Annotated in this window: 16 protein-coding genes; 13 read left to right on the forward strand and 3 right to left on the reverse strand. The window is 38.5% G+C overall.

The features are described from left to right. Window positions 1-91 precede the first annotated feature (91 nt). Together P0106_RS03930 and P0106_RS03935 are read right to left on the reverse strand one after the other, a co-directional pair. Window positions 92-2,413, reverse strand: coding sequence for a Stk1 family PASTA domain-containing Ser/Thr kinase (locus P0106_RS03930; RefSeq protein WP_116437186.1), 2,322 nt, complete (start codon window positions 2,411-2,413; stop codon window positions 92-94). Between the two features lie 90 nt (window positions 2,414-2,503). After that, window positions 2,504-3,586, reverse strand: coding sequence for a polyprenyl synthetase family protein (locus P0106_RS03935; protein WP_174190582.1), 1,083 nt, complete (start codon window positions 3,584-3,586; stop codon window positions 2,504-2,506). A gap of 178 nt (window positions 3,587-3,764) precedes the next feature. Between P0106_RS03935 and P0106_RS03940 the strand changes: the two genes are divergently transcribed. From P0106_RS03940 to P0106_RS03995, 12 genes are all read left to right on the forward strand, one after another. After that, window positions 3,765-4,715: a citrate synthase family protein gene (locus tag P0106_RS03940; protein ID WP_004112552.1), complete on the forward strand. Its 951-nt coding sequence runs from the start codon at window positions 3,765-3,767 to the stop codon at window positions 4,713-4,715. A gap of 130 nt (window positions 4,716-4,845) precedes the next feature. Beyond that, window positions 4,846-6,150, forward strand: coding sequence for an RNA polymerase sigma factor (locus tag P0106_RS03945; RefSeq protein ID WP_004118236.1), 1,305 nt, complete (start codon window positions 4,846-4,848; stop codon window positions 6,148-6,150). A 108-nt stretch (window positions 6,151-6,258) separates the two neighbouring features. Continuing rightward, window positions 6,259-8,619: a DNA gyrase/topoisomerase IV subunit B gene (locus P0106_RS03950; RefSeq protein ID WP_004121773.1), complete on the forward strand. Its 2,361-nt coding sequence runs from the start codon at window positions 6,259-6,261 to the stop codon at window positions 8,617-8,619. A 218-nt stretch (window positions 8,620-8,837) separates the two neighbouring features. After that, the gene (locus tag P0106_RS03955) at window positions 8,838-11,015 is read left to right on the forward strand and encodes an InlB B-repeat-containing protein (protein ID WP_473730467.1); all 2,178 of its coding nucleotides are present in this window, start codon (window positions 8,838-8,840) and stop codon (window positions 11,013-11,015) included. A gap of 208 nt (window positions 11,016-11,223) precedes the next feature. Beyond that, entirely contained in the window at window positions 11,224-11,523 is a 300-nt protein-coding gene (locus tag P0106_RS03960) for a DUF3791 domain-containing protein (protein WP_004112558.1), read from the forward strand. Next, window positions 11,483-11,710, forward strand: coding sequence for a DUF3791 domain-containing protein (locus tag P0106_RS03965; RefSeq protein WP_032837413.1), 228 nt, complete (start codon window positions 11,483-11,485; stop codon window positions 11,708-11,710). Before P0106_RS03960 ends, P0106_RS03965 begins: the two co-directional genes overlap by 41 nt. Before the next feature lie 119 nt (window positions 11,711-11,829). Continuing rightward, complete coding sequence (locus P0106_RS03970; protein WP_004121768.1) at window positions 11,830-12,015, forward strand: hypothetical protein; 186 nt, start codon at window positions 11,830-11,832, stop codon at window positions 12,013-12,015. 127 nt (window positions 12,016-12,142) lie between these two features. Next, complete coding sequence (locus P0106_RS03975) at window positions 12,143-14,026, forward strand: cell surface protein (protein WP_473730468.1); 1,884 nt, start codon at window positions 12,143-12,145, stop codon at window positions 14,024-14,026. A 379-nt stretch (window positions 14,027-14,405) separates the two neighbouring features. Further along, entirely contained in the window at window positions 14,406-14,582 is a 177-nt protein-coding gene (locus P0106_RS03980; RefSeq protein ID WP_004112568.1) for a hypothetical protein, read from the forward strand. Beyond that, the gene (locus P0106_RS03985; protein WP_065189486.1) at window positions 14,575-15,753 is read left to right on the forward strand and encodes an MFS transporter; all 1,179 of its coding nucleotides are present in this window, start codon (window positions 14,575-14,577) and stop codon (window positions 15,751-15,753) included. Before P0106_RS03980 ends, P0106_RS03985 begins: the two co-directional genes overlap by 8 nt. 218 nt (window positions 15,754-15,971) lie before the next feature. Further along, entirely contained in the window at window positions 15,972-17,960 is a 1,989-nt protein-coding gene (locus tag P0106_RS03990) for an InlB B-repeat-containing protein (protein WP_473730469.1), read from the forward strand. A 243-nt stretch (window positions 17,961-18,203) separates the two neighbouring features. Continuing rightward, a complete protein-coding gene (locus tag P0106_RS03995) occupies window positions 18,204-20,873 on the forward strand; it encodes an InlB B-repeat-containing protein (protein WP_473730470.1) in 2,670 nt (889 codons plus the stop codon). A 265-nt stretch (window positions 20,874-21,138) separates the two neighbouring features. Here P0106_RS03995 and P0106_RS04000 read toward each other — a convergent pair whose 3' ends face one another. Then, window positions 21,139-23,826: a DNA gyrase/topoisomerase IV subunit A gene (locus P0106_RS04000; RefSeq protein ID WP_473730471.1), complete on the reverse strand. Its 2,688-nt coding sequence runs from the start codon at window positions 23,824-23,826 to the stop codon at window positions 21,139-21,141. A gap of 156 nt (window positions 23,827-23,982) precedes the next feature. Between P0106_RS04000 and P0106_RS04005 the strand changes: the two genes are divergently transcribed. Further along, window positions 23,983-25,176: an alkaline phosphatase family protein gene (locus P0106_RS04005; RefSeq protein WP_041160647.1), complete on the forward strand. Its 1,194-nt coding sequence runs from the start codon at window positions 23,983-23,985 to the stop codon at window positions 25,174-25,176. Window positions 25,177-25,181 lie beyond the last annotated feature (5 nt).

The following is a 25,181-nucleotide window of genomic DNA, read 5'->3' on the forward strand; positions in this document are numbered from 1 at the left end:
TTGATTCAAACAACCTACAACATAACTCACAACATTTCATACAACATTTCATACAATGTGTGTGTAGCATTACCTACGTTATTTGTATAAATCAAATAACGGTTAATGTAACAACTGTTGGGTTTCCTCTTTCATCAAGAACACGAACTTGCGTACCAGGAGCTACAGACTGGAATCTTACCGTGTGCATAAAGTCTCCAAGCGGAGCGGAAACATTTACTTTTAGTCCTAGGGCTTCAAGAGCTTTTCGAGCGTCGTTAGCATTTTTATTGCGAACATCTGGCATAGTAACAGTTCTTGGACCTTTGGAAACAACGACATTTAGTTTATCTCCCCAATGAAGTTGCGCTCCTTTTTCTACAGATGTGCTAATAATTTTGCCTTTTTCAACGGTATCATTGAACTCTTCACTGTATGTTGGAACAAGTTTTGCGTCGTTAAATGCTTTATCCGCATCTTCTTTTGTTCGGTTAACAACATCTGGCATAGAAACAGGCATAGGACCTTTAGATAATACAACAGTAATATTCTTATTGTGATTCATTTGCATTCCTGGTGTTGGAGAAATTTCTACAACACAGCCTTTAGGAACATCTAATGAATAAACGTCGTTGCTTTCTTTGTGATTAATAGAAGTAAAACCAGCTTTGCGTAAAGCTTTTATAGGATTCTTACCAGTTGTTGATGTTGGATCGATAATATCTTCAGGAATTGTAGATTGTCGTATTCCTTTTGACACAATAACATGAACTTTATTATTTCCGTGCTTAGATACATGACCGCCACTGAAATCAGGATTAGTGGAAATAATGTTTCCAGAAGGTATATTATCGCTAAATTCTTTTTGAACAGAATAAGGAATATTGGATATTTTAAGAGTTTGCTCGTAATCAAACCATGGAATATTTGTGATTTTGCAAGCTTCTTGTGTTTTGCATGACTGCGTATTTGGCTTCGGCAAAGACCAGTAGCTTCCAGGTCCTAGATAATACCAGTAAGAACCAAATGCGATTGCTGCTGCAACAACTGCCGCGCTGCTAACAGCTATAATAACAACTTTATTGTGTAATTTTTTATGATTAGAGTTTTGACTTTTACCGTCAGTACTTAAATCATTCTTATTAAATTGAGGCGCACGCATAGCAATAGTTAGCATATTGCTATCATTAAAATCTTCAAGTTGATTCACACTGTTTGAAGAATTTTGACTATTGGAATAGTTAAAATCACTGTTACTGTTTTTTTGAACTATTGTCATAGTTGCATCAATATCAGTTGTTTTATCAATATCAGTTGTTTTATCAAGGTCTTTAGTTTTAGACAAGACCTCATTTCCAATATTGTTAGGATTAGAACTACTCTGATTTACATTCTCTTTATTAACTTTATCAGCATTATTCGCATTGTTCGCATTAGGAGGAAGAGGTATGTTAGAGTAATTACTTTTATCGAATTTATCTGAATCAGACATTCTATTTTCAGTTTTGATTGCGTCTAAAGTCGTATTTAAAAGTTGATCTTCACTATCGTAATTTGGATCAAACTTATATTGCCAATCTTCTTTAGGCATGTTAGCGCAAATTTGTCTAAGCATACTAAGTGCTTTAGAAGCGTCACTCGGTCTTTTTTCCATTTCTCGAGCAGTAATAGAGGCAAGAAAATCAGCTATAGAAGAGTTGATGTCGCTACAAATTGTTTTTATAGATGGAGTGTCTTCATGAACGTGCTTAAAAACAAGCGTAACAGGATTATCTGCGCTAAATGGAACACGTCCAGCAAGCATTTCCCAAGCCATCATTCCAGCAGAGTATAAGTCTCCTTGAGGAGTGGCAAGATTTTTTTCAATCATTTCTGGAGCTAGGTATGCGGCGGTTCCAAGAAGAAGACCAGTAGAAGAAAGTGTAGCTTGCGATATAGCGCGAGCAAGACCAAAATCAGTTATTTGCACGTGACCGCGGTCGTTAATAAGAATATTTTCTGGTTTAATATCTCTGTGTACAACACCAGCAAGGTGTGCGGATGCAAGACCATCTAAAGTTTCCGCGAGAACTCGAAGAGTGTCTTTTAGGCTAAATGTGCCATATTTGTTCATTTCGTATCTAAGATTTACTCCATGAACATATTCCATCACCAAGTAGTCAAGCCCTTCAAATTCGCCAGTATCGTAAACCTGAACAATATGAGGATTCGCTATTGCAGCGGCAGATGTAGCTTCACGCCTAAATCTTGCAATAAATTGCTCTCTATGCACTCCTTGAGCTAGTTGAGTATGCATGATTTTAAGCGCAACTGGGCGATTAAGACGCTCATCTTGCGCTTGATAAACGGTAGCCATGCCGCCTTCTGCTATCTTCCGCATTATGCGATAGCGATTCTCAATACACATTCCTGGTTGCGCTTGAACTTCACTCATGTAGTAAATCCCTTATACGCGTATTAAACCAACTACCTAAAAGTGTACAGGCAATACAGTATCCACTAAATATTTAGTATATCAGTGATTTTACTGCCATTCTCTAGGAATGAATTTGCTAGAAACCTCGTTCAATATGGATTTTCCAAATTCAGATAATGTACTGTTATCTATTTTTTCTTGCGATTCAACCCAAAGATTGTGAATGCGCTTTTTAGACTTACTTATAGCACCACTCTGATTGAAAATGTTAATAATCCTATTAACATCATCTTCATTGCGATTATTAGAGTTATAAGCATCTATCAAAAATAGACGGTCTTCGCTTGAAGAAAGATCTAGAGCATCAGCCAAAAGGACAGTGCGTTTACCTTCTCGAATATCGCCTCCAATAGGCTTTCCAGTGTGAGCAGAATCTGAAACAATATCAATAAGATCATCTGCAATCTGAAAAGCAATTCCCAATGGTTCACCAATATCATTCGCCAACTTAATAGCGTAATTTTTATTAAGTCCAGCAGATAAAAATCCGAGCGCAAGTGGAGCTATAGTTGTGTAACTTGCAGTTTTCCAACGAAAAACATTTATTGAGGATTCTGCTAGTTTCTTTGGATTTTTAAGGCTCATCATTTCTATGGAAAGATCTAAAACTTGACCAATACCAACGTTTCTTTGCATATTTGCAAACTCGCCTAAAACTTCTTGAGGATTGCGCAAATTAGTACATGCTTTTCTAGTTATGTCAAAGCTTTGAGTTGCTAAAATATCTCCAAGCATTAATCCAAGTCCAATGCCGATATGCTTGCTATTGCATGCTTTGCTCAATGCGCAATATGCGCTTGGTCTTCCTCGTCTTAAAGCAGATTCGTCGATTATATCGTCATGTACAAGTGCTGCAGTTTGAAAGACTTCTAAAGCACATGCAACATCTAGCATTGCGCAATATGCAGTGTCTTTAGAGCAGTTACCGCGTACTGCATCGAAAGCTTCTAAAGCTAAGTAAGCTCTGAGTCTTTTGCCGCCTTCACTAGAAGAAATTGCTTGTCTCACTACATCTTTAAGTGTTTTATCACAACTAGAAATAAGGTTTTTACAAGCTAAAGAATTAAATTGGTCATAAATTAATTCGCTTATACGCGTCTCTATACATGACTTTTGCGAATCTAAACTCATATTAAGAGTTATCCACATGCCTTAGACATTACAAAATGAGTATTTTTCTAGTATTTTCTAGGATTTTATAGCCTTTAACCACATTGCGTTATTTTTATTGCACTAATTTGTTTCTGCTGCAAAACTCTTATTACCAAGTTAAAAACAGTATAAAAACACAACAAAATAAGGAGGAATTATGCAAATAAAAAGTGAATTGAAAAACAAGCAAGTTTTTGAAGATAATGATCATGAATATTCAACTTTGAAAGAATTAACAAATTTATATGCTGCAGGTACGTTTTGCGGAATATCTGAAGAGTACTTTGCTATGACTTGTGTTGCTGGAAATAGTATAGAAAAAGTGAATATCAGTAATGTTCCAAAAGAATGTATGACAGTTTTAGATATTCCTAAAGATTATATTAACAAACATCATAATTATGAAGATTATTGGATTAAATGTCTTAGAGATTTAACGCCAGATCTTTTTGAAAAATACATAGGCATAGATTATATGAGCAAAAATTTGAATGTTAAAAAAGAGGAAGCTGTATTTTCAAGTTATGATATTTTTGTTACACAATCTATACGAAACTGGCATAACATGGTTTCTAAAAAAGACGGCAATATTGTGGGTTATGACTTAATAATGTTGCCGATTGCAATGCTAAATAACATTAATGTTCGAGATACTCTGCTTGTGTCTTTACTAGACAGTAAAGGCGAGTATTACAACATAAATGATCTACTCGTGCTAGCTTTAGCTCCACGAGAAAAAGAAAGATCTAAGGAATTAAGAGATTTTCTAGAAGAAAAATTTAACGAAGAATATGAGTTGCCTGATATTTGTAAAGCGCTAGACGTTGTTAACTTGCTAAAAGCTATGACTTATGTTGTAGATAATAATCCTAAATTAAAAGTACAAGTTTACGCATTGATGTCTTATATAAGCTGGTGGTTTAAGCTAGGAGATGTTGAAAGATACGTTTCAATGGCGCTAGAAATTGATCCTGATTGTTCTATGGCTATGATTGTGGATAATGCATACAAAAGTCATGTTGAGCCAGCATGGTGTAGAAAATTCGCCACGCCGCAAGTAGGGAAGCAGAAAAAATCGTCCTTAGAAGATGATTTACTTCTTAAGTAAAAGTTGCCCTTGCCATAACTATGCCTTTGTGGTATAGTGAGATGCCTTTAAAGGGCATAGCAAGGTATGATGAATGCCTTAATATGGCGGATTACTTTGCACATAGCAGGGAATCTACAGGAGGAAAAGTTTGGCGAGCGAAGATACATCTATTGTCGATTCCAAGATGGGCAAGGAAGAAAATCAGGAATTTAAAATGTCAGAAGATGTTGATGATCAAGATGTAGATGTTGACGTTGATGCAGACATGGATACAGATGAAGAACATATGGATTTAGAAGATTTTGATGAAATCCATGATGATCTTGATGTAGACGATGTTGACAATTTAGATGACGTTGACGATATAAATAATCTGGATGACATTCCAGATGATGAAGATTCCGAAGATTCTGAAGATAATAAAGAAGAGGCGCCACAAGTTCCACAAGCAAAAGGTGCTTTTATTGTTCGAGATGATGATGACGACGATAATCTTACGCCTTCTGGAAATCCTAAGCGTCGAGTAATCGCCACTGGCGCTACAGCGGATCCTGTTAAGGATTATTTAAAGCAGATTGGTCGCGTGAGCCTGCTTAACGCAGAGCAGGAAGTTGATTTGTCAGAGCGTATTGAGGCTGGTCTGTATGCTCAGCATTTGCTTGATACGCAAATTGACCAAATGGAGTTTAAGCGTAAGCGTGAGCTTAAGTGGGCTGCAGCAGACGGTAAGAAAGCTAAAGATCATCTTCTTGAAGCAAACTTGCGTCTTGTGGTTTCTCTTGCAAAGCGTTATACAGGTAGAGGCATGCTTTTCCTTGATTTGATTCAGGAAGGTAATCTTGGTTTAATTCGCGCAGTAGAAAAGTTCGATTGGAAGAAGGGCTTTAAGTTCTCAACCTATGCTACTTGGTGGATTCGCCAGGCTATTACTCGTGCTATGGCAGATCAGGCTCGTACTATTCGAGTTCCAGTGCATATGGTTGAAGTTATTAATAAGCTTTCTAGAGTCCAGCGCCAGATGCTTCAAGATTTGGGTCGCGAACCTACGCCAGATGAGCTTGCGCGCGAGCTTGATATGCCTGTTGAAAAGGTGCAAGAAGTACAGAAGTATGGTCGTGAGCCAATTTCTTTGCACACTCCTTTGGGTGAAGATGGTGATTCTGAGTTTGGCGATTTGATTGAAGATACTGACGCAATCGCTCCATCGGACGCTGTAGCATTCTCGCTTCTTCAGGAACAATTTAGACAAGTTCTTGAAACTTTGTCTCCTAGGGAAGCTGGCGTTATTAAAATGCGCTACGGTTTGGAAGATGGTCAGCCAAAGACTTTAGACGATATTGGTCGAGTATATGGTGTTACTCGTGAGCGTATTCGTCAGATTGAGTCTAAGACAATGTCTAAGTTGCGCCATCCTTCCAGATCGCAAACTTTGCGTGACTTCTTAGATCAGTGATTTTAGAATAATTAACAAGTAAAGTGTCGTATTGTTGCTTTGTTTAGCAGGGATGCGACACTTATTGCTTAGTGGTTGCTTAATATTCGTGTTGTACAAGGGGTAGAAGTGGTCTCTAATAAAGATCGAGAACAGTATGATGCCGACAGTTTGACTGTGCTTGAAGGCTTGGATGCTGTACGAAAGCGCCCAGGCATGTATATTGGCACCACTGATAGTCAAGGTTTAATGCATTGCCTTTGGGAAATCATTGATAATGCTGTTGATGAGGCTTTAGCTGGGGCTTGTGACCATATTATCGTCACTCTTCACGATGATGGTTCTATTGAAGTTGCAGATAATGGACGTGGTATTCCAGTAGATGTAGAGCCTAAAACAAAACTTACAGGTGTTGAAGTTGTTTTAACTAAGCTTCACGCTGGAGCTAAGTTTGGTAATGCTTCGTACAATGCTGCAGGTGGTTTGCATGGCGTTGGATCTTCTGTTGTAAATGCGTTGAGCTTGCGATTGGATGTTGAAGTTGATCGTGATGGTAAAACGCATCACATGGCTTTCCATCAGGGGCATCCTGGAGTTTATAGTGACGCAGATCCAATGCATCCGTCTCCAGCTTCTCCGTTTAAGCGCACTCGCAAGAACAAGCCTACTGAGCTTGAGATTATTGGTACTGTTTCGCCAAAAACTACAGGTACTCGAGTTCGCTATTGGGCTGATCCTGAGATTTTTAACTCAACAGCTCGCTTTAGTTATGAACAGTTAATTGATCGAGTTCGTCAAACTAGTTTTTTGGTTCCAGGCTTGCGCATTACTGTTATTGACGAACACGTGCCAGAAGGCGAATTTAGCGATATTCAAGAGATTGATGTTAGCGCTAGTGATGATGCGAATGCTAATACTAGTGATTTAACAGATGATTTGGCTTTTAAGGATGAATCGCAAGCAACCGTAGATAATGAATCTAATGAGCTAAATCAATCTGAATATGAATCAGAAGAATCTGAATCTGATGGCGAATCAGAAGAAACCACTGCGCAATCTGTTGCAAATAGTGAGTCTTCTAGAGAATTGCAAAATAAGCATCATCCTCGAGTGGTTGAATTTTTGCATAACGGCGGAGTAAAAGATTTCGTTGATTTTCTTTCAAAGGGTCAAGCAGTCTCAGATATTTGGCGTATTTCTGGCGAAGATACGTATGTAGAGGAGACACAAGCTGTTGATTCTGCTGGAGATTTACATGCTCAGCAAGTGACGCGTAAATGTGGCGTTGACATTGCAATGCGCTGGGTAAATGGCTACGATTCAACGATTATTAGTTTCGTAAACGTTGTTGAAACTCCTGGCGGAGGCATGCACGTAGACGGATTCTTGCAAGGATTGACTAAGCAAATTCGTAAAGCTGTTGAAGATAATGCCAGAAAGCTTAAAGTCAATCTTAAAGATTCAAACACTAAGATTGAGCGAGACGATATTCTAGCTGGAATGGTGGCTGTTGTAACAGTTCGCATTGCTGAACCTCAATTCCAAGGTCAAACTAAGGATGTTCTTGGAACTGCTCAAGTTAAGCCAATCGTTACAAAAATGACTGACGCTCAATTTGGGGAAATGATTAGCGGATCCAAGCGAGGATTCAAAGAGCAGTCTGCCAGAGTTTTGGAGAAAATTGTTTCCGAAATGCATGCGCGTATTCAAGCGCGTAAAACTAAGGAAGTTACTCGTAGAAAGAATGCACTTGAGTCTGCTTCAATGCCACCAAAACTTTCTGATTGCCAGCCTGGAAACGATGATGTTGCAGAACTTTTCATCGTCGAGGGTGATTCTGCACTTGGTACGGCAAAAGCTGCTCGAAATTCTGCTTTCCAAGCGCTTTTGCCAATTCGCGGTAAGATTTTGAACGTTCAAAAAGCAAGTCTTGCGCAAATGTTATCCAACAAGGAGTGCGCTGCAATTATTCAGGTTGTTGGAGCAGGATCGGGAGCAAGTTTTGATATTTCGCAAGCGCGTTATAACAAGATTGTTATGATGACAGATGCTGATGTTGATGGCGCGCATATTCGTATTTTGTTGCTAACGCTGTTCTACCGTTATATGCGTCCGCTTATTGAGTACGGTCACGTTTATGCTGCAGTGCCTCCGCTTCACAGAATTGCGCTCGCTGGAAAGCACAAAGGCGAGTATATTTACACGTATTCCGATGACGAATTGGCTGGAAAACTTGATGATTTGCAAGCTAAGGGCATTGATTTTAACAGCGATATTCAGCGCTACAAGGGCTTGGGTGAGATGGATGCGGATCAGCTTGCAGACACCACTATGGACCCTAGAACGCGAATGCTAAGAAGGATTCGTATGGAAGATGCTCAGCAGGCGAGCGAAGTATTCGATTTGCTTATGGGTGATGATGTTCCTCCGCGCAAGCAGTTTATTGTTGATAACGCTGACGACTTCGATCGTTCCAAAATCGATACCTGATTTTGTTTTACTTGTGCGTTAAGTTATTTAATTTGTAATTTTCTTCGCATTATATAATGTGTATTACAAATTTTGAATTGTAATTACATTATGACATTTAGTTAAGTTATAATGATTTTATGATATAATTGCGAATGCAGGTTTGCTTCAATAGTGGAAGTGAATCTGGGATTTTGCATTTATTGATTTTCTTAGAATTTGTTTTATAAGAGGGAAAAATGAACAAGAAAACTGTGATTTTATTATCGACTACGATGATGAGTATTGCTACTGCTGCTTGCGCTTTTTGCGTGGCTCAAACTGCGAATGCTGCTGATACTTACGTGGATTCTGGCACTTCAACTGCAAAAGTTACTACCCCCCCCCCAATTGAAAATAGCTCTTCTCAAAAAACTGGTACTTTTGATAAGAGTGTAATAAAGTCTTCTGATTCTTCTGATAAAGATAATATAAAACCTGAAACGAATTCGAAACCAAATTCTAATACAAATATTGATACGAAGTCTGATATAAAGACTGAATCCAAGCTTGAAGCTAAGAGCGATGTAAAGTCTGATGCAAAGCTTGATACAAAGACTAATGTAAACACTGGCGTTAAGACTACTGCTAAATCTAATGCAGATTCTGTTGTAAATACTGATACAAAGACTGAATTAAATATTGATTCAAAGTCTAAGAGTGAGGAAGCTCCAGTTTCACCAACAATTTTTAATCAAGCGCTTTTTGCTAGTGGTAAGCCAGGTCCTAATCAAACTCCTAAACCTCAAACACAAACAACTGAGCTTAAGGTAAGTCTTTGCTGGGAAACCATGAACAAAGATAATAAAAATGCATTTATTAAGGGTGATAGCGATTTTGGTCAATTGAATTTTGAGAATTGGGACTTTGGTTCCACGCTAGATTCTTCTAGACAAGACGTAAAGGATGCGTTTAAGAATATACAGTTTCAGATAAAAGATACAACTGATAACAAGGTAGTAGCAACAACTACTGGCACCTATGATCCTGATACTGCTACTAGTGCAACCAAAAGCTTGGGTAGTTATGATTCAAACCATACATATGAAGTGTCAGTGGTGAATAGCACAGTTCCAAGCCCGTATTATGTGACATACAATAATGTTTCTGTAGATGAAGGTGATGAATTTACACCTAGTGTTAGCCACTTTACATGGACTCCAGCTAGCGGGTCTAATAAAACGCAAAACAAATATTTTCGTCTTAATGCCTTGGAAATTGTGTATGCCAAGGATGAGGATGTTGCATCTAAGTGTTTCTCGTACGCGCAGCCTCAAAACTCTAATAAGGAGTATCAATCTGACGGAAACTGGAAGTTCACATATAACAAGGATAATATTTTTGAACGTCTTCGTGTAAAAGACAACGCTATTCAATTCCCGATGGATGAAAATGGTAAACCTAAGGTTCCTGTTAAAGCTGGTTACAAGTTTGTTGGTTGGCAGTTCTATGTTGCTAAAAAAACGAATGGTCAACCATACACATCATATGACCGTATGGGGGATGACAATAAAACGATCATTAATAGTACAACCGTTGCGTACGTACCATTTAACGATCAAACTACTGCCTACCCATATTTATTTGCTGTACTTAGAGACAACAAGGGCGTTAATACGTTTGGTAGTATGCTCGGTACGCAATATTGCTCTACAAATCACACATTTGTTGTATTCCCTAAGTGGGAGGTTGCTGGTCATACAGTTACTTTTATGGATGGAGATACTCAATATGCACAAGTAAAAGTGCAAGACAATAAGTCTATTAGTGGTGATGAATGGACTGACCAGTCTATGCCTGCTAATCCTACTAAAGCTGGTTTTACTTTTAATGGTTGGTATCAGGGTAAAAATGGAACTGGTGATGCGTTTACTGGTGATACTGTTGTAGCTAATAGTGATATGACTGTATATGCGTCGTATGTAAAAGAAACATCTCCTACACCTACGCCATCTCCAGCTCCTGAACCAACACCAACACCGACTCCAGTTCCTGAGCTGAAACCAGAGCCAACCCCAACTCCAGAACCTGAGCCAGCGCCTGAGCCAGATGTGACTCCTGAACCTGAGCCAAGACCAGTTCCTGATGTTCCTGGTGGTTTGTGGATTCCTGTTCCTGAGATTGTTCCTGAGAATCCAGAGTATTCTGTTGTTGAGCAGCCTGTGTTGAATCCTGTTCATTCTTCGGATAAGCCGGTGGAGCATTCTGTTGAGCAGCGTTTTAAGGCTGTTGATGCTGGTGAAGCTTATAATGCTAAGGCTCCTGCTAAGCATTTGCCTGATACTGGTGTTTCACTGGTTATGTCTATAAGTGCTTTGTTTGTGTCTTTGTTTGCTGGTTTTGGTTTGTCTATGTTCAAGTCTCGCCGCAAGCATTAAACGCAAATATCGCATATAATCGCGTATAAACGCGTATAAGAATTAAAAAATATTGGGATAAGGCTTCTGAGTAAATGTTTTATAACATAAAGTCAGAAGCCTTATTTTATATGCGATTTTTGATGTAAACTGTATTAAAGGTTTGTTTTAAGAATTATTACTTTGTAAGTCAGTGTTCTATTGTGCTTTATCTTAAAAAGGAGGGTTTATGATTGGTAATAAGCAAGAAGTCTTTGACAAAGATAAGCTTGATTTTGCAATATTTTGTATTGAAAATGTTGCAAATAAGCTTAATCAAAACCCTCGAGATACGTATGATGCTTTGACTAAGAAAAGTAATATTCTTATGTCTTATATTGTTCCATCTTATGATGTTTTGCATACTCAAGGCAAAGAGTATATTACAAATGACATTATTTCCTTTATGCGTGAAAAAGGTGTGGCAAGTTTTAGGGGAGTGATGGATTTTGAAGGCGAATCCTATTTTGTTGCAAAAGAAGTATGCTAGGGTTGTAAGTTTGTTAGCTGAGCGTGCTGGGTTGAGTTATGAGCAGGCGCTTGACGTATTTTACCATTCCGTCACTTATGATTTGATGCGTAATGGTATTTCGGATATGCATTGTATGAGCGACGGATATTTGGTTCAAGATCTGCTTGATGAGATGCATAATTCTAAAATATGTGTTAATGCATGACTTTTGTAATAAATTAAACGATCGCGTGATATATTATGCTTGCATTAGTATTTCGACTATAAAGCGTACAATGTGTGTATGTTTTTACATTATTGCGTTATATATCTTTAAGAGGAAAAATGGGTAAGAGAACTAATATAATTTTGACTAGCGCTATGATGGGTATTGCTACTGCTGCGTGTGCTTTTTGTGTAGCGCAAAGTGCGAATGCTGCTGAAACTTCAGCTGCTTCTTCTGGTGTTAATACGTCTGTAAATTCTTCTGCCGCAACTTCTAATACACTCGGGGGGGGGGGCTTTAGATAGCACTTCCTCAGAACATGCTAAATCCGTTGATGAAGATAGAAGTGCTCCTGAGGAAACGCCTGTATTTGATACTGCTGCTAACTATAAGAAAGTTGGCGAAGATGATGACCAAATTAAGTACACTTATGTGAATAATACTACTAAAAAAATCACAAATCCATTTCCAGATGTAATTTCAGATGACGAGATTGAAAAAGCGTTTAAGAATAAAGAAACTTCTGTAGAAAAAATTTATTTTAAGCCTGCTGCCACTTCAGATAATCCTAATCCCAAAAGTGAGATTGTTAAAAATAGATTCTTAAAGAATGTTGATGGAGAATATATTGTTTACAAAGTATATAAAAATGATTATGTTTCTGGCAAAAATGAGTCACAGATTACTTCATCTCAGGGTGTGTCTGTAAATGGTTCTATATCAAAAGATGGTAGTATTTATGCAGGCTCTGAACAAACAATTACAGCTTCTGCTGAACCAGTTGATTTTGAATTAAATGGTTATACTGTTGCAAAGAATTGTAAAAAGTCTATTGATATTCGCTCTGAGTATGCTTTCAAAAATTACTTATATTTAAAACTCACGTATAAGTATAAGTTTAATTTTGAAAGATTTAAATTTGTGTATGTTTATTGTCATCAGGCTGGGTGCAATACAAGTTATAATCGTTATTTTTCTGCAGCAGATGCGCAGTTCCATTTTGTGGATGATTTGCAATATAGAGCTAAGAATCCAAATGGGGTAGATAAAGATGGTAAGTTAAAGCAGCGAGGAAATTCTGACACTCATCCATCTTTAACTGATGCAGACAAGAAGAAGGGTACTCTAATATCGTCGGTTCCATTTTACGAAATTACGGGATTGGCGGATATTTCTGGTACTTCTGCTGTAATAACTGATAAAGCAGCCTTCTATCGAACAGATAGTGGTGACGGTAAGACATCTATTTTGTCTTTTGATAAAGATCCAGATATAAAATATGCGAAGCGTCCTATACTTACTGATTTTACTGGTAAGAATATTCCAGGATACGTGTATTGGGATAATGACATTGATAAGCCTCAGAACAAGAATCATGAGTTTGCGAACGATAAGGATACTAAGGAAGATCCTGGTAATCACTATCTTTCCTTTGCTTATGAAATGAAGGATGGCAAGCCTGTTAAGCGTCTTACACGTAAACATTATTATGTTACTTTTAGAGCAATTCCTACGCAGTTGGTCGTTAAGTATAAGAAGTCTGATGGAACATTTGAATCAAATGCAAAGTACGAGCTTTTAGATTCTGGTAATGCGAAAATTGGCAATGAATTTGCTGCTACGAGTGGTGATGTTACTACAAGCAACAAAGAAGCTTTAGTTACTATGATGAAATCGTCTAGTACTACTTTCCTTAAAAGTTTTACTGGCTACTTATCTAACGGTGCTGTGTATTTGTTACCTGGAAAATATACAGTAAAGCCAAATGTTAAAGCGCCTGAAGGGTACGAGTGGGTTGTAGATTCAAATAAACAGGATTCTAAAACTAGTGCAGATATTAATATCGGACTTCAAACTGGAAAGACTACTGCTATACAATTTATTACTTTTGTATTGAAGAAGAAGCCAACTCACCCTATTCCTACGCCATCTCCAACTCCTGAACCTACACCAACTCCGGCTCCAGTTCCTGAGCCAGATGTGATTCCTGAACCTGAGCCAATACCAGTTCCTGATGTTCCTAATGTGCCTGACGATTCGTGGATTCCTCTTCCTGAGATTGTTCCTGAGAATCCAGAGTATTCTGTTGTTGAGCAGCCTGTGTTGAATCCTGTTCATTCTTCGGATAAGCCAGTTGGGCATTCTGTTGAGCAGCGTTTTAAGGCTGTTGATGCTGGTGAGGCTTATAGTGCTAAGGCTCCTGCTAAGCATTTGCCTGATACTGGTGTTTCACTGGTTATGTCTATAAGTGCTTTGTTTGTGTCTTTGTTTGCTGGTTTTGGTTTGTCTATGTTCAAGTCTCGCCGCAAGCATTAAATATGCATGTAGTAGGTTGATTTTATGTAAGAATCTAAGTTATGTTGTGTTGATATTGTGATTCAAGAATTCCCCCTGTTGTGTAACTCGTATGGTTGTTCGCAGGGGGAATTTGATTTTATTGTGTTTTGTTTCTGTTGTGTTTTATTTTCTTGCAAACATGTTTTTTGCGTATTCGCTATTAATGTGTTTGATTTGTTTTTATACTTTAAGATGATATGCAATAAAATGTAAATTTGAAACTTTTATTTAGTTTAAATAAGACGTTGAACTCATTTGGTCACTTACAGTATTGCTTATGCTGTTGAATATTGTATCATTTTTATTGTTGCTAATTTTTGTCTTTCCTAGTAACACATATTTGCAGTAGGAGTGTTGCATGACTGATTTAGATGCTATTTTTGATCTCTCTACAACAGATTGTGCTCTTTGCAAGAAATATAATATTCCCAATTCTGATACGCTTGCTGCACTTGAAGAAGCTGAGCAAATGAAATATGATCCTAATACAAAAACTTATAACTCGTTTAATGAATTAATATGTGAATATGATTAATCTTCTTCTTGCAATTATTTATCTAGCATTTATCAGTTTGGGTTTGCCTGATGCTCTTTTAGGATCTGCTTGGCCGACTATGAGTCACGATATTGGCGCGCAAATTTCTTGGGCTGGCGGAATATCAATGGTTATTTCTGCAGGAACTATTGTTTCTGCTCTACTGAGTGACAGGATGACTAAGCGTTTTGGTGCAGGCAAAGTTACGTTTGTGTCTGTTGCTTTAACTGCATTGGCATTGTTGGGTTTTTCTTTTGCGCCGAATTATATTGTGCTTATTTTGTTAGCAATCCCGTACGGGCTAGGTGCTGGAGGGGTAGACGCTGCTCTTAATAATTATGTTGCTTTGCACTACGAAAGCCGTCATATGAGCTGGCTTCACTGCATGTGGGGTATTGGAGCTTCAGCTGGACCTTACGTTATGGGTTTTGCGCTTTCTCACGGATTGGGATGGTCCGCAGGATATCAGTATATTGCGATTGTTCAAGTGATATTAACTGTAATATTGTTTATAAGTTTGCCATTGTGGAATAATCGTAAAGCACATGAATTACAGAAATCTATTCAGATATCTAAAGAATATTCTAAAACGCTATCTTTTGCGGAAGTTTTGCGCATTCCTGGAGCTAAAAATATTCTTATAATGTTCTTCTGCTACTGTGCTATTGAACAGACTGCAGGATTATGGGCTAGTAGTTACATGGTTTTGTATGGGTCCGTTAGCCGTGTTGTTGCAGCGGGATGGGCAAGTTTATTTTATGTTGGTATTACAGCAGGACGATTTATAAGCGGATTTTTGACAATGCGTTTTAATGACGAAACCATGATTCGTCTTGGACAACTAGTGATGATTCTAGGCATTCTTGTGTTGTTATTGCCATTGCCAAATCATATAGCATTAGTTGCAGGATTTGTGATTATTGGTTTAGGGTGTGCGCCTATTTATCCATGTGTTATTCACTCTACACCGCATTATTTTGGAGCTGATAAATCACAAGCGATTGTTGGCATGCAAATGGCTAGCGCGTATATTGGATCAATGTTGATGCCTGCAATCTTTGGGTTTATTGGTCAAAACGTGTCTATGTCTTTGCTTCCAGTATATTTGATTATTTTGCTATCTATAATGGCGTTTATGCATATGCAATTGCTTCGGACTTGCAAAAGTTGAGTATGAGAATGTTTTTGTGTGATTGTTGGCTTAATGGTTGTTTGTTTAAGATTTATTAAGCTTATTGTGAGTTTGGTTACATTTTGTTGAGATTGAAGTTGTAAGTTGTAGAATGTCTGAAGATTCAATGCTGTTAAATGCCTGTATTATACTTGTTTTGGTGTTGATTCCGTTATTTTGGTAATTATTCTAGAAAATTTGGTTTTGCGGGAGGAAAAATGAGTAAGAGAACTAACATAATTTTGACTAGCACTATGATGGGTATTGCTACTGCTGCGTGTGCTTTTTGTGTAGCACAAAGTGCAAATGCTGCCGATACCTCAGTGAGTGATGGTATTAATACAACTGTAAATTCTTCTAACGCAAACTCTTATGCTACAAATCCTAGTAAAAACCAGCATGGGGGGGGGGCTTTAGATAGCACTTCCGTAAAATCCTCTGAAAATATCAATTCCTCCAATTCTAATGAAGCTGCAAAAATTACCGAAACTGCAAAATCTACTAAATCTTCTAAAGCTTCTGAATCTGTAACTGATGCTGAAAATTCTGAAAATGCTATACTTACTCAAACTCTTATTGATGTAAGCGATACTAATCTTCAAACAAATAATCGTGAAGATAGAAGCGTAACTGCATCTGAAGAATCCAGAGCAGCTTCAACTGATTCGGGTACTATAGATGATGCATCTTTAACTTGGACTCGTGAGGATTTTAATATTACCAAAGATGGGAAGCAGATTGGATATAGACAAGACATTAGTACTCCTACTGGTACTGTTAATGAAGTTGTTCCAGGTCTTAACGAAAAAGGACTTGCCAAGCTTAAGAAAAATCCACATATTGTAATTCCAGAAGGTATAGAAGTAATTGGAGAAGTTGCTTTTACAGGTAAAGCGAAACAAGTTGGCAAAAATCATGAGCATATCGAGGGTGAACATTATATAGAAAGTGTCACTCTTCCGCAATCTCTTAAAATCATCGAATACGGTGCGTTCGGCTGGAACAAAATTAAGGGAACTGTTACTATTCCGAAAAGTGTAATTTCAATACATAATGGTGCTTTTGTAGCTAATGAAATTGAAAAAGTTGTGTTTGAAGGCGTAATTGATGACAAGGGCAAAGAGCACGATTCAGACTCTAAGCCGTATTATCTTTCTGGAATTGGTAGCGATGCTTTCCAAGGTAATAAAATTACTGAAATTGATGTAAAAGATAATTTGGCTAAGTATCAATTATTCCCATCTAATAATCCGCAGAAGGGCGATTCTGTGTTCGATAACCAGAATCCTGGAACTTTCACTATTGAAGTAGGAGACGAATATAAAAGTCCTATTAAAATTACGAAAGAAGGTGTCAATCAGAGTATTAATGTAGTGGAAGGATTCAAAGAAGATGGTACTCCAGTACAGATTGAAAATTCATCTTATTTTAAGAAGAATAAAGAAGGCAAATATATAGCAGTAAAATCTGGCAAGCTTGAAGGTCAGTGCCTGTTTTACGATATTATCAACAAACAATTTAGGATAATTGGTATTTCGCACTTTACATACAACATTGTTCCTAAACCTAAGATCTACAAAGTTACTTTTGTGAATGATAGCAATGAAAATTATGCTTCTGTGCAAGTTAAGGAAAACAAAAGCATAAGTGAAAACAGTGTTGCAGGTCAGATGATGCCATCGGCACCATCTAAAGAAGGTTATACTTTTGTAGAGTGGAATGCTGATTCTACAGGTAAGGATAAAAGCAAAGTATTTACTGCTCAAACTCCAGTAAAAAGTGACATGACGGTTTATGCTATTTATACACCTACGCCATCTCCAACTCCTGAACCAACACCAACACCGACTCCAGCGCCTGAGCCAGATGTAACTCCTGAACCTGAGCCAATACCAGATCCTGACGTTCCTGATGTTCCTGGTGGTTTGTGGATTCCTCTTCCTGAGATTGTTCCTGAGAATCCAGAGTATTCTGTTGTTGAGCAGCCTGTGTTGAATCCTGTTCATTCTTCGGATAAGCCGGTGGAGCATTCTGTTGAGCAGCGTTTTAAGGCTGTTGATGCTGGTGAGGCTTATAATGCTAAGGCTCCTGCTAAGCATTTGCCTGATACTGGTGTTTCAGCAACTTCAACATTTGTGATTTCAATCATATCCCTTTTCGCTGGTTTTTCTAGTTTGCTTGCTGGAATAGCTAAACGCAAAAATTAGTATTGCATTTATGAATGTTTTGAGCGAATGCTGATAATTTCCCTCTGATGTTTTATATATCAGGGGGAAATTCGTTACTATCGTATTGTCTACTTTCAAGCAAATATTGTGTGCATCTACTTATATTTAATGTTTATTTATTGTATAATCAAAAGTGTTTATAAGTTTTGTGGATTTAAGCTTTGCTTAATGGTTGTTTGTACAATTTATGTAATTTTATGAGTTTTTAGTGAAGAGGCTAAAATGAATAAAAAAACTGCAATCGTGTTGTCAACGACGATGATGAGTATTGCTACTGCGGCTTGCGCTTTTTGCATGGCTCAAACTGCGAATGCGTCTGAAAATAATTCTGCATCAGATGTGAAGCAGAATGTCACTAGTGTTGATTTTTCTAATGGGGGGGGGTTCCCTGGTGATTTAGCAAAGTCACAAAAATCTGTAAAATCACAAGAAAATGTGCAGAATGATATATCTGCAAAGTCGCGCGATTTGGCGCAGTCACATGCTTCTAAACAGTCACAAGAAATTATTAGAAAACAGAAGTCTGATTCTGAAGATCATGAATCTAACTTTGCTAATGCTGATCCTTCCAGTAGTGAAACTAGGTTGACATCTTCCTCTGACTATAGTGGTTCTGTTGCCGATAACAAAGCTGATAAAAGAAATGATCCTACTGATGCGGATAAACCAAAAAACGATGAAGTAAGTACACAAAAATCAGTTAAAGCAGCAAAAGATGATAGGGCGTCAACAGATTCTACAAATAATGGCGAGAAGAAAAGCGAAGTTAAGCCTAATAAAGATGGCATATATGATTTTAGTAATGACAAGAATGTAACCAATCCGTTCCCGAATGTTATTACACCTGCTGAAGTCAAAGAGCTGCAGGATAAAACAACATCTGTTAGACCTCTGCCTTCTATTCAAAAGATTTTTTATACGCCTTATGGCAAGAAATTTTCTGTAGAGAATGGTCAAGCATCTGGCGATACTAGAAGTATTAATGAGATTATCAATACATATAATGGCAGGCTTGGAAGAGTTGATACATTCATATTTTTCCCGCGGGTTGATAAAGAAAGTGTATATACTGCCGATGGTCAATTTTACCCATACAGATCATCCCGCGAGCTAAAAAATCCAGATGGATCAGCAGATTTTGACTTTAATAAAGCTCCCGACAATAAGATCTCATACAGGCTCGAGGTAAATGGGAAGCTTATTGGATCCAATTTGGCTGATAAGACAAATATCACAGTATATATGAGAAAGAACCAAACGTTTATTCATGTTGTTATGGAGGGTGACAACACTCATGAAGCTATTTTTGGCTATGAAGGATTTAATCATGAAGACTCATCTGGAATTTTTGGATATGTCGCCTTTCTACCTGAATGTGGCGCGCAATTTCACTTTGTAGATGATTTGCAATATCGCAAGGCAGCAAACATTAAAGGGAATGATGATCTTCCACAACGTAGTTCTGGTGAAGCTGATAGGTTCTCTACTAAACCGTTTACCAAGTTGGATTTATCCGATTTGTCTGACGCGAAAAATATTTCCAAAGTTAGGTTTGGTAATAATCAGGTTGTCAGAAATATGTATACGCCTCTTCTAAGCTACGAAGGCGACCCCAAGAAAGATTCTATTAAGCGCCCAACTATGGAAGAGCTTAAAAACACGCAAATCACTGGTTATTTGTATTACAGTAATGATATAGACACGCCAAAAGACGGTACTTTTACTACTAAAAATGCTGACAAAAAACCTGGAAATTTCAATTACGGTATTGTTCGAGATAAAGATGACAATCAACTAAATACAAAGCATTATTATGTGACATTTAGACCAATTCCTACTCAGCTTGTTGTGCGATACAAAGATTTGCAAAACAAGATCGAGAGTGGTAAGAAATTTGGACTTTACGTTGGCGATAAGCAAATTGCTGGTGATTTCAAGTCATCTGAGTCTAGCGCAGCTCCAGAGTTAAACGCATTACAATCAATGATAACAAATAAAAATACGGCTTTGCTTAGTGAAGCTGCTGGTTATCTTTCCAATGGTTTTGCTTATTTGTCTCCTGGAAACTACATCGTAAAGTCTGCTGCTGAAGCGCCTACAAACTATGAGTGGGTTGTTGAACCAGAAAATTCAGCAGATATTAATAGCGCTACAATTGATGCAAAATTTAATATTGCGATTCATAAGGATAACTCAATTTCTACTCAAAAAGTTGTTACTTTTGTGTTGAGAAGAAAGATTGCTACCGTCAAATTTATAAATGATGATGACAAGAAACCGTATGCTACTGTGAAAGTTCAGCAAGGTCTCTCTATTAGTGGTGATGGTTTAACTGATCAGTCTATGCCAGCTAATCCTACTAAAGCTGGTTTTACTTTTAATGGTTGGTATCAGGGTAAAAATGGAACTGGTGATGCGTTTACTGGTGATACTGTTGTAGCTAATAGTGATATGACTGTATATGCGTCGTATGTAAAAGAAACATCTCCTACACCTACGCCATCTCCAGCTCCTGAACCAACACCAACACCGACTCCAGTTCCTGAGCTGAAACCAGAGCCAACCCCAACTCCAGAACCTGAGCCGAAGCCTGTTCCTGATGTTCCTGAAGATTCGTGGATTCCTCTTCCTGAGATTATTCCTGAGAATCCAGAGTATTCTGTTGTTGAGCAGCCTGTGTTGAATCCTGTTCGTACTGCGGATAAGCCGGTGGAGCATTCTGTTGAGCAGCGTTTTAAGGCTGTTGATGCTGGTGAGGCTTATAATGTTAAGGCTCCTGCTAAGCATTTGCCTGATACTGGTGTTTCACTGGTTATGTCTATAAGTGCTTTGTTTGTGTCTTTGTTTGCTGGTTTTGGTTTGTCTATGTTCAAGTCTCGCCGCAAGCATTAAATATGCATGTAGTAGGTTGATTTTATGTAAGAATCTAAGTTATGTTGTGTTGATATTGTGATTCAAGAATTCCCCCTGTTGTGTAACTTGTATGGTTGTTTGCAGGGGGAATTTGATTTTATTGTGTTTTTGCTGATTATTTTATTTGATGAATCATTAGTTTTTAGATTGCCGAGAGTAAGTATCCAAGGCTCCTCATGATGCGTAAATCGTTCAAGTTCTTTACCACTGTAGCAACAAAATCGCAACTATAGCAGTAAAGAGATTACCCAATATGCGCAATAGGGGAAACCAGCTCGGTTCCAGAAGCATCTCTTCGCATATCTGGCTTAGGCAGCTCTACGTTTGCTCCACGTTGTGTAGTTGCGTAAAGCGGATAATTGCCAACGTATGCTGCCAAAATTGTGTTTTGCCCTTTAAGGAATCGCTGCGATCGCACGCCTCCTGTGCCGCGCCCCTTTGTAGGATACATTTCTAATGGTGTAATCTTTGCAGCTCCGTTTTCTGTTCCAGCAAGCGCATCGCTATCTCCAGCAAGAGTGAACACTACGCTTCCAGAAGCAGAAAATAGACCATTTTCGCCCTCTTCGTAATTCCATTCAACATCATTTTTAGCAACTACAGCAAAAGCAGAAACAGTGCATCCTTCATTAAGCCTAATTCCTGCCATTCCAGCGGAGTTTCGCCCCTGAGGTCTAACTTGTTTTGCGTCGAATGTAAGAAGAGAAGAATCGCTGCTTATAAACACAAGCCTATCTTCATCATTAGCGAGTGCTGCATTAATAACTGAATCATTGTCTTTTAAGTCAATAATGCTCCAAGAATCCATTGTTGTTGGCGATTCAAAATTCCATCGTTTTACGATGCCATTCTTTGTTCCTATTGCAAGAGGAGTTTTAGAAGATATAGGAGTTTTAGAATCAGAATCGCTTAATGCAATAGCAGCTACGACTTTCTCTCCTCTAATTGGGTCTGTGCTTTGAGTAGAAGTTAATAATTCGCTTGCTTTAACACCATTGGAAAGAGATTCCGAAACGTTTTCATCTCCTTGATTTAAATGTGGCAAGTCTGCAACATGCGCTATTACTAATCGCCCTGCGGATGTTATTAAAGCGTATGTTGCTCGCGTAGTAGTAGTAAACACGTTTAAGCATGGAGTGTCAAAGATATTTGAAGAATGTGATTGCCATCTATTGAATGTTTCAACACTAGTTCTTGCTATAAGCCCAGATGTGCTTAAAGCTACGGCGCACGGTTCGTCGCTTAATTGCAAAGCCGCTGAGGTTGCGTCAGTGTCTCCAGACTTACGAGCGGCGCTTGCGGCTGCTGCAACATCTGCCTGGGCATTTGTCAATTGATTTGCTGCAATAACTGCGTCCATAGCTGAATCAGAATTAACTTCTTTACTGTTTTTAGTGCAAACAGGCGTAAAGCTGCCGTCTTCTTGTTCGTCTAAAAGAATTGTTCTGCGCGGAGTATCCCACTGTTTTACAGCGTAATCCATTTCTGCAATCACAACTTTGTCTAGCTGGCTTGCGGAGCTTAGAATCTCGTTAAGTTCATCTATTTTTTGCAATAAGTCGTTTTTTTCGCCTTCTAGCTCGATTCGACTCATTTTTGTAAGTCTTCTAAGTCTTAAGTCAAGAATGTATTGCGCTTGAATCTCGTCTAAATCAAATACGCTAATAAGCTTTGATTTTGCGGTTTCTGCGTCTTCGGAAGACCTAATTACTTGTATTACTTCGTCAATGTCTAGCATTGCAAGAAGCAATCCTTCTACAAGGTGCAGTCTCTCTTTGGCTTTGTTTAGTCTAAATTCGCTGCGCCTTCTAATAACGGTTCTTCTGTGCAAAATCCACACGTCTAGAAGCTCTCGAAGACCCATTGTGTGAGGTCTTCCATCAACTAGTGCAACGTTGTTAATCGTAAAGCTTTCTTGCAGCGGAGTGTGCTTAAAAAGTTGCGCAAGAACCGCGTTTGGATCAAATCCTGTTTTTATTTCTATTACGATTCGCGTTCCATTGTGCCTATCTGTTAAGTCTATTGCTCCAGATATTCCGTCTAGTTTGCGCGCTTTTATGCCTTGAGATATGCGCTCGAGCACTCGCTCCGGGCCAACCATAAATGGCAATTCTGTAACAATAATCGCCTTTTTGCGCGCTGTAACGTTTTCAATATGCGTTTTCGATCTAGTTGTAAAAGCGCCTCTTCCAGTTTCGTACGCTTCGCGGATTCCACTTCGTCCAATAATTATGCCGCCGCCTGGCCAGTCTGGACCTGGAACTATTTGCATTAAATCGTCTAGGGTAGCATTTGTATGCTTCATAACGTATTTCGCTGCAGCTACGACTTCGCCAAGATTGTGAGTAGCCATATTTGTGGCCATTCCAACTGCGATTCCAGAAGCTCCGTTTACAAGCAAGTTTGGTATAGCGGCAGGCAGAACAGTTGGTTCTTTTAGCTTATTGTCATAGTTTGGAGCAAAGTCAACAGTGTCTTCGTTTATATCTGCATTCATTCCAAGTGCTGCTGGAGCTAGTCGCGCTTCCGTGTACCTAGATGCTGCAGGACCGTCGTCTAAGGAACCAAAGTTTCCATGACCGTCAACCAGAGGGAGTCTAAGAGAAAATGGCTGAGCCAAACGCACCATTGCCTCGTAAATTGCGGAATCTCCATGCGGATGCAGTTTTCCCATAACTTCGCCTACAACGCGAGCAGACTTCATGTATGCGTGTTCTGGGGTAAGGTTCATGTTTCCCATTTGATACACGATTCTGCGCTGTACAGGCTTCATTCCGTCTCTAGCGTCTGGCAATGCGCGCGCGTAAATCACCGAGTATGCGTATTCGAGGAATGATTTGCTCATTTCTTCGTTAAGCGGCGTTTCAACAATGTTTTCCTTAACCTTTCTAGGGTCGAAGGTTTGTTTTGCTGATTTGCTGCGTGAAGGCATGGTTTTGAACTCCTTGAAGTGATTTACAAGCCTTTATAATACCAATTTATGTGCACAAAACTTTATTAAATGCTTATTAAATGCTTATTTTACTCATAGTCTGTTATGCATTATTCATGATTTTGTATAGTTTGTGTTTTGACTACAATGTTGCTTATGAGTATTGAGATTCCGTCTGTGGATGATTTGCTGAATTTTGTTGATGATTCGTGTAACTCCGATCTTCGTTTGTCTGCGATTCTTCCAGCAGTAAGCTCTTCGATTGATGCTTCGATTAGTACAGCTGTTTATAATGATCCTTATACTGCGCGCATTAGTCTTGGATTTCCGAAGTCACAGAGTGCTGTTGTTGTGCTTGTAGACGGACTTGGCTATTGGAATCTTGCTATTAGAAAAGGTCATGCTCCTTATTTGCGCTATCTTCTTAACGATTGCGCAAATCAGCGTCCAATAAAGACTTGTATTCCGAGTACTACGGTTGCGGCAATGGCAACTTTTGGCACTGGAACATGCCCTGGTCTTACTGCAATGACGGGATACACGCAAAAAAATCCTAAAACGGGGGCATTATGTCAATTAATCCAATTTAGGGATGCTCCAGATCCATTAGATTTGCAACGCCAGCCTACAATATTTGAGTCGCTTTCTAATTTAGGTGTTAGAGCGAATCATGTAAGTCTTTCAAAATTTGAGGATTCTCCTCTAACTCAAGCAGCTTTTAGGGGAGCTAAATTCATAAGTGGATCAACTCCTAGAGCAAGAATTATGAATGCTGCCAATAGTACTAAAACGCCTGGTTTAACATATTTGTACCTTAGAGATATTGATAAAGTTGGTCACAATTACGGTTGGAAATCTGAGAATTGGGTTTCAGCTTTTGAGCAGATAGACGCGCAACTGAGTCTTTTAAAAAAGAATTGTCAAAAAGGCACTTTGATTGTTATTACTGCAGACCATGGAATGATTGAATCAAATCCAGATTTGAAAATAGATATTGCGAAAGATAGTCGTCTTACTAAAGGAGTGAAGCTTGTTGGGGGAGAGCCTAGGTCTGTTATGCTTTACGCGGAAGATGGCGAAAATCCAGATGACATTGCGTTAAGATGGTCTAACGTTTTGCAAGATAAAGCGCGTGTAAGAACTAAAGAGCAAGCTGTTAAAGATGGTGTTTTTGGGAAAGTCAGCCCGTTAGCATTAAGCGTCATAGGTGATGTTCTTGTTCAAGCAAAGTCATCTGTAACTATAGTGGATTCCAGGATAGAAACAGAAAAAGCCATGAACTTACCAAGCGTTCATGGCTCTATGAGTCACATGGAAATGGATATTCCATGCTTAGTTGATATAGCTTGATTTAT

This window comes from Gardnerella sp. c11Ua_71, assembly GCF_055818025.1.

Bases quoted from the DNA above. Each gene is read 5' to 3' on its own strand.
- P0106_RS03930 (WP_116437186.1), bottom strand. From the start codon at position 2,413: ATGAGTGAAGTTCAAGCGCAACCAGGAATGTGTATTGAGAATCGCTAT.
- P0106_RS03935 (WP_174190582.1), bottom strand. From the start codon at position 3,586: ATGAGTTTAGATTCGCAAAAGTCATGTATAGAGACGCGTATAAGCGAA.
- P0106_RS03940 (WP_004112552.1), top strand. From the start codon at position 3,765: ATGCAAATAAAAAGTGAATTGAAAAACAAGCAAGTTTTTGAAGATAAT.
- P0106_RS03955 (WP_473730467.1), top strand. From the start codon at position 8,838: ATGAACAAGAAAACTGTGATTTTATTATCGACTACGATGATGAGTATT.
- P0106_RS03960 (WP_004112558.1), top strand. From the start codon at position 11,224: ATGATTGGTAATAAGCAAGAAGTCTTTGACAAAGATAAGCTTGATTTT.
- P0106_RS03970 (WP_004121768.1), top strand. From the start codon at position 11,830: ATGGGTAAGAGAACTAATATAATTTTGACTAGCGCTATGATGGGTATT.
- P0106_RS03980 (WP_004112568.1), top strand. From the start codon at position 14,406: ATGACTGATTTAGATGCTATTTTTGATCTCTCTACAACAGATTGTGCT.
- P0106_RS03985 (WP_065189486.1), top strand. From the start codon at position 14,575: ATGATTAATCTTCTTCTTGCAATTATTTATCTAGCATTTATCAGTTTG.
- P0106_RS03990 (WP_473730469.1), top strand. From the start codon at position 15,972: ATGAGTAAGAGAACTAACATAATTTTGACTAGCACTATGATGGGTATT.
- P0106_RS03995 (WP_473730470.1), top strand. From the start codon at position 18,204: ATGAATAAAAAAACTGCAATCGTGTTGTCAACGACGATGATGAGTATT.
- P0106_RS04000 (WP_473730471.1), bottom strand. From the start codon at position 23,826: ATGCCTTCACGCAGCAAATCAGCAAAACAAACCTTCGACCCTAGAAAG.
- P0106_RS04005 (WP_041160647.1), top strand. From the start codon at position 23,983: ATGAGTATTGAGATTCCGTCTGTGGATGATTTGCTGAATTTTGTTGAT.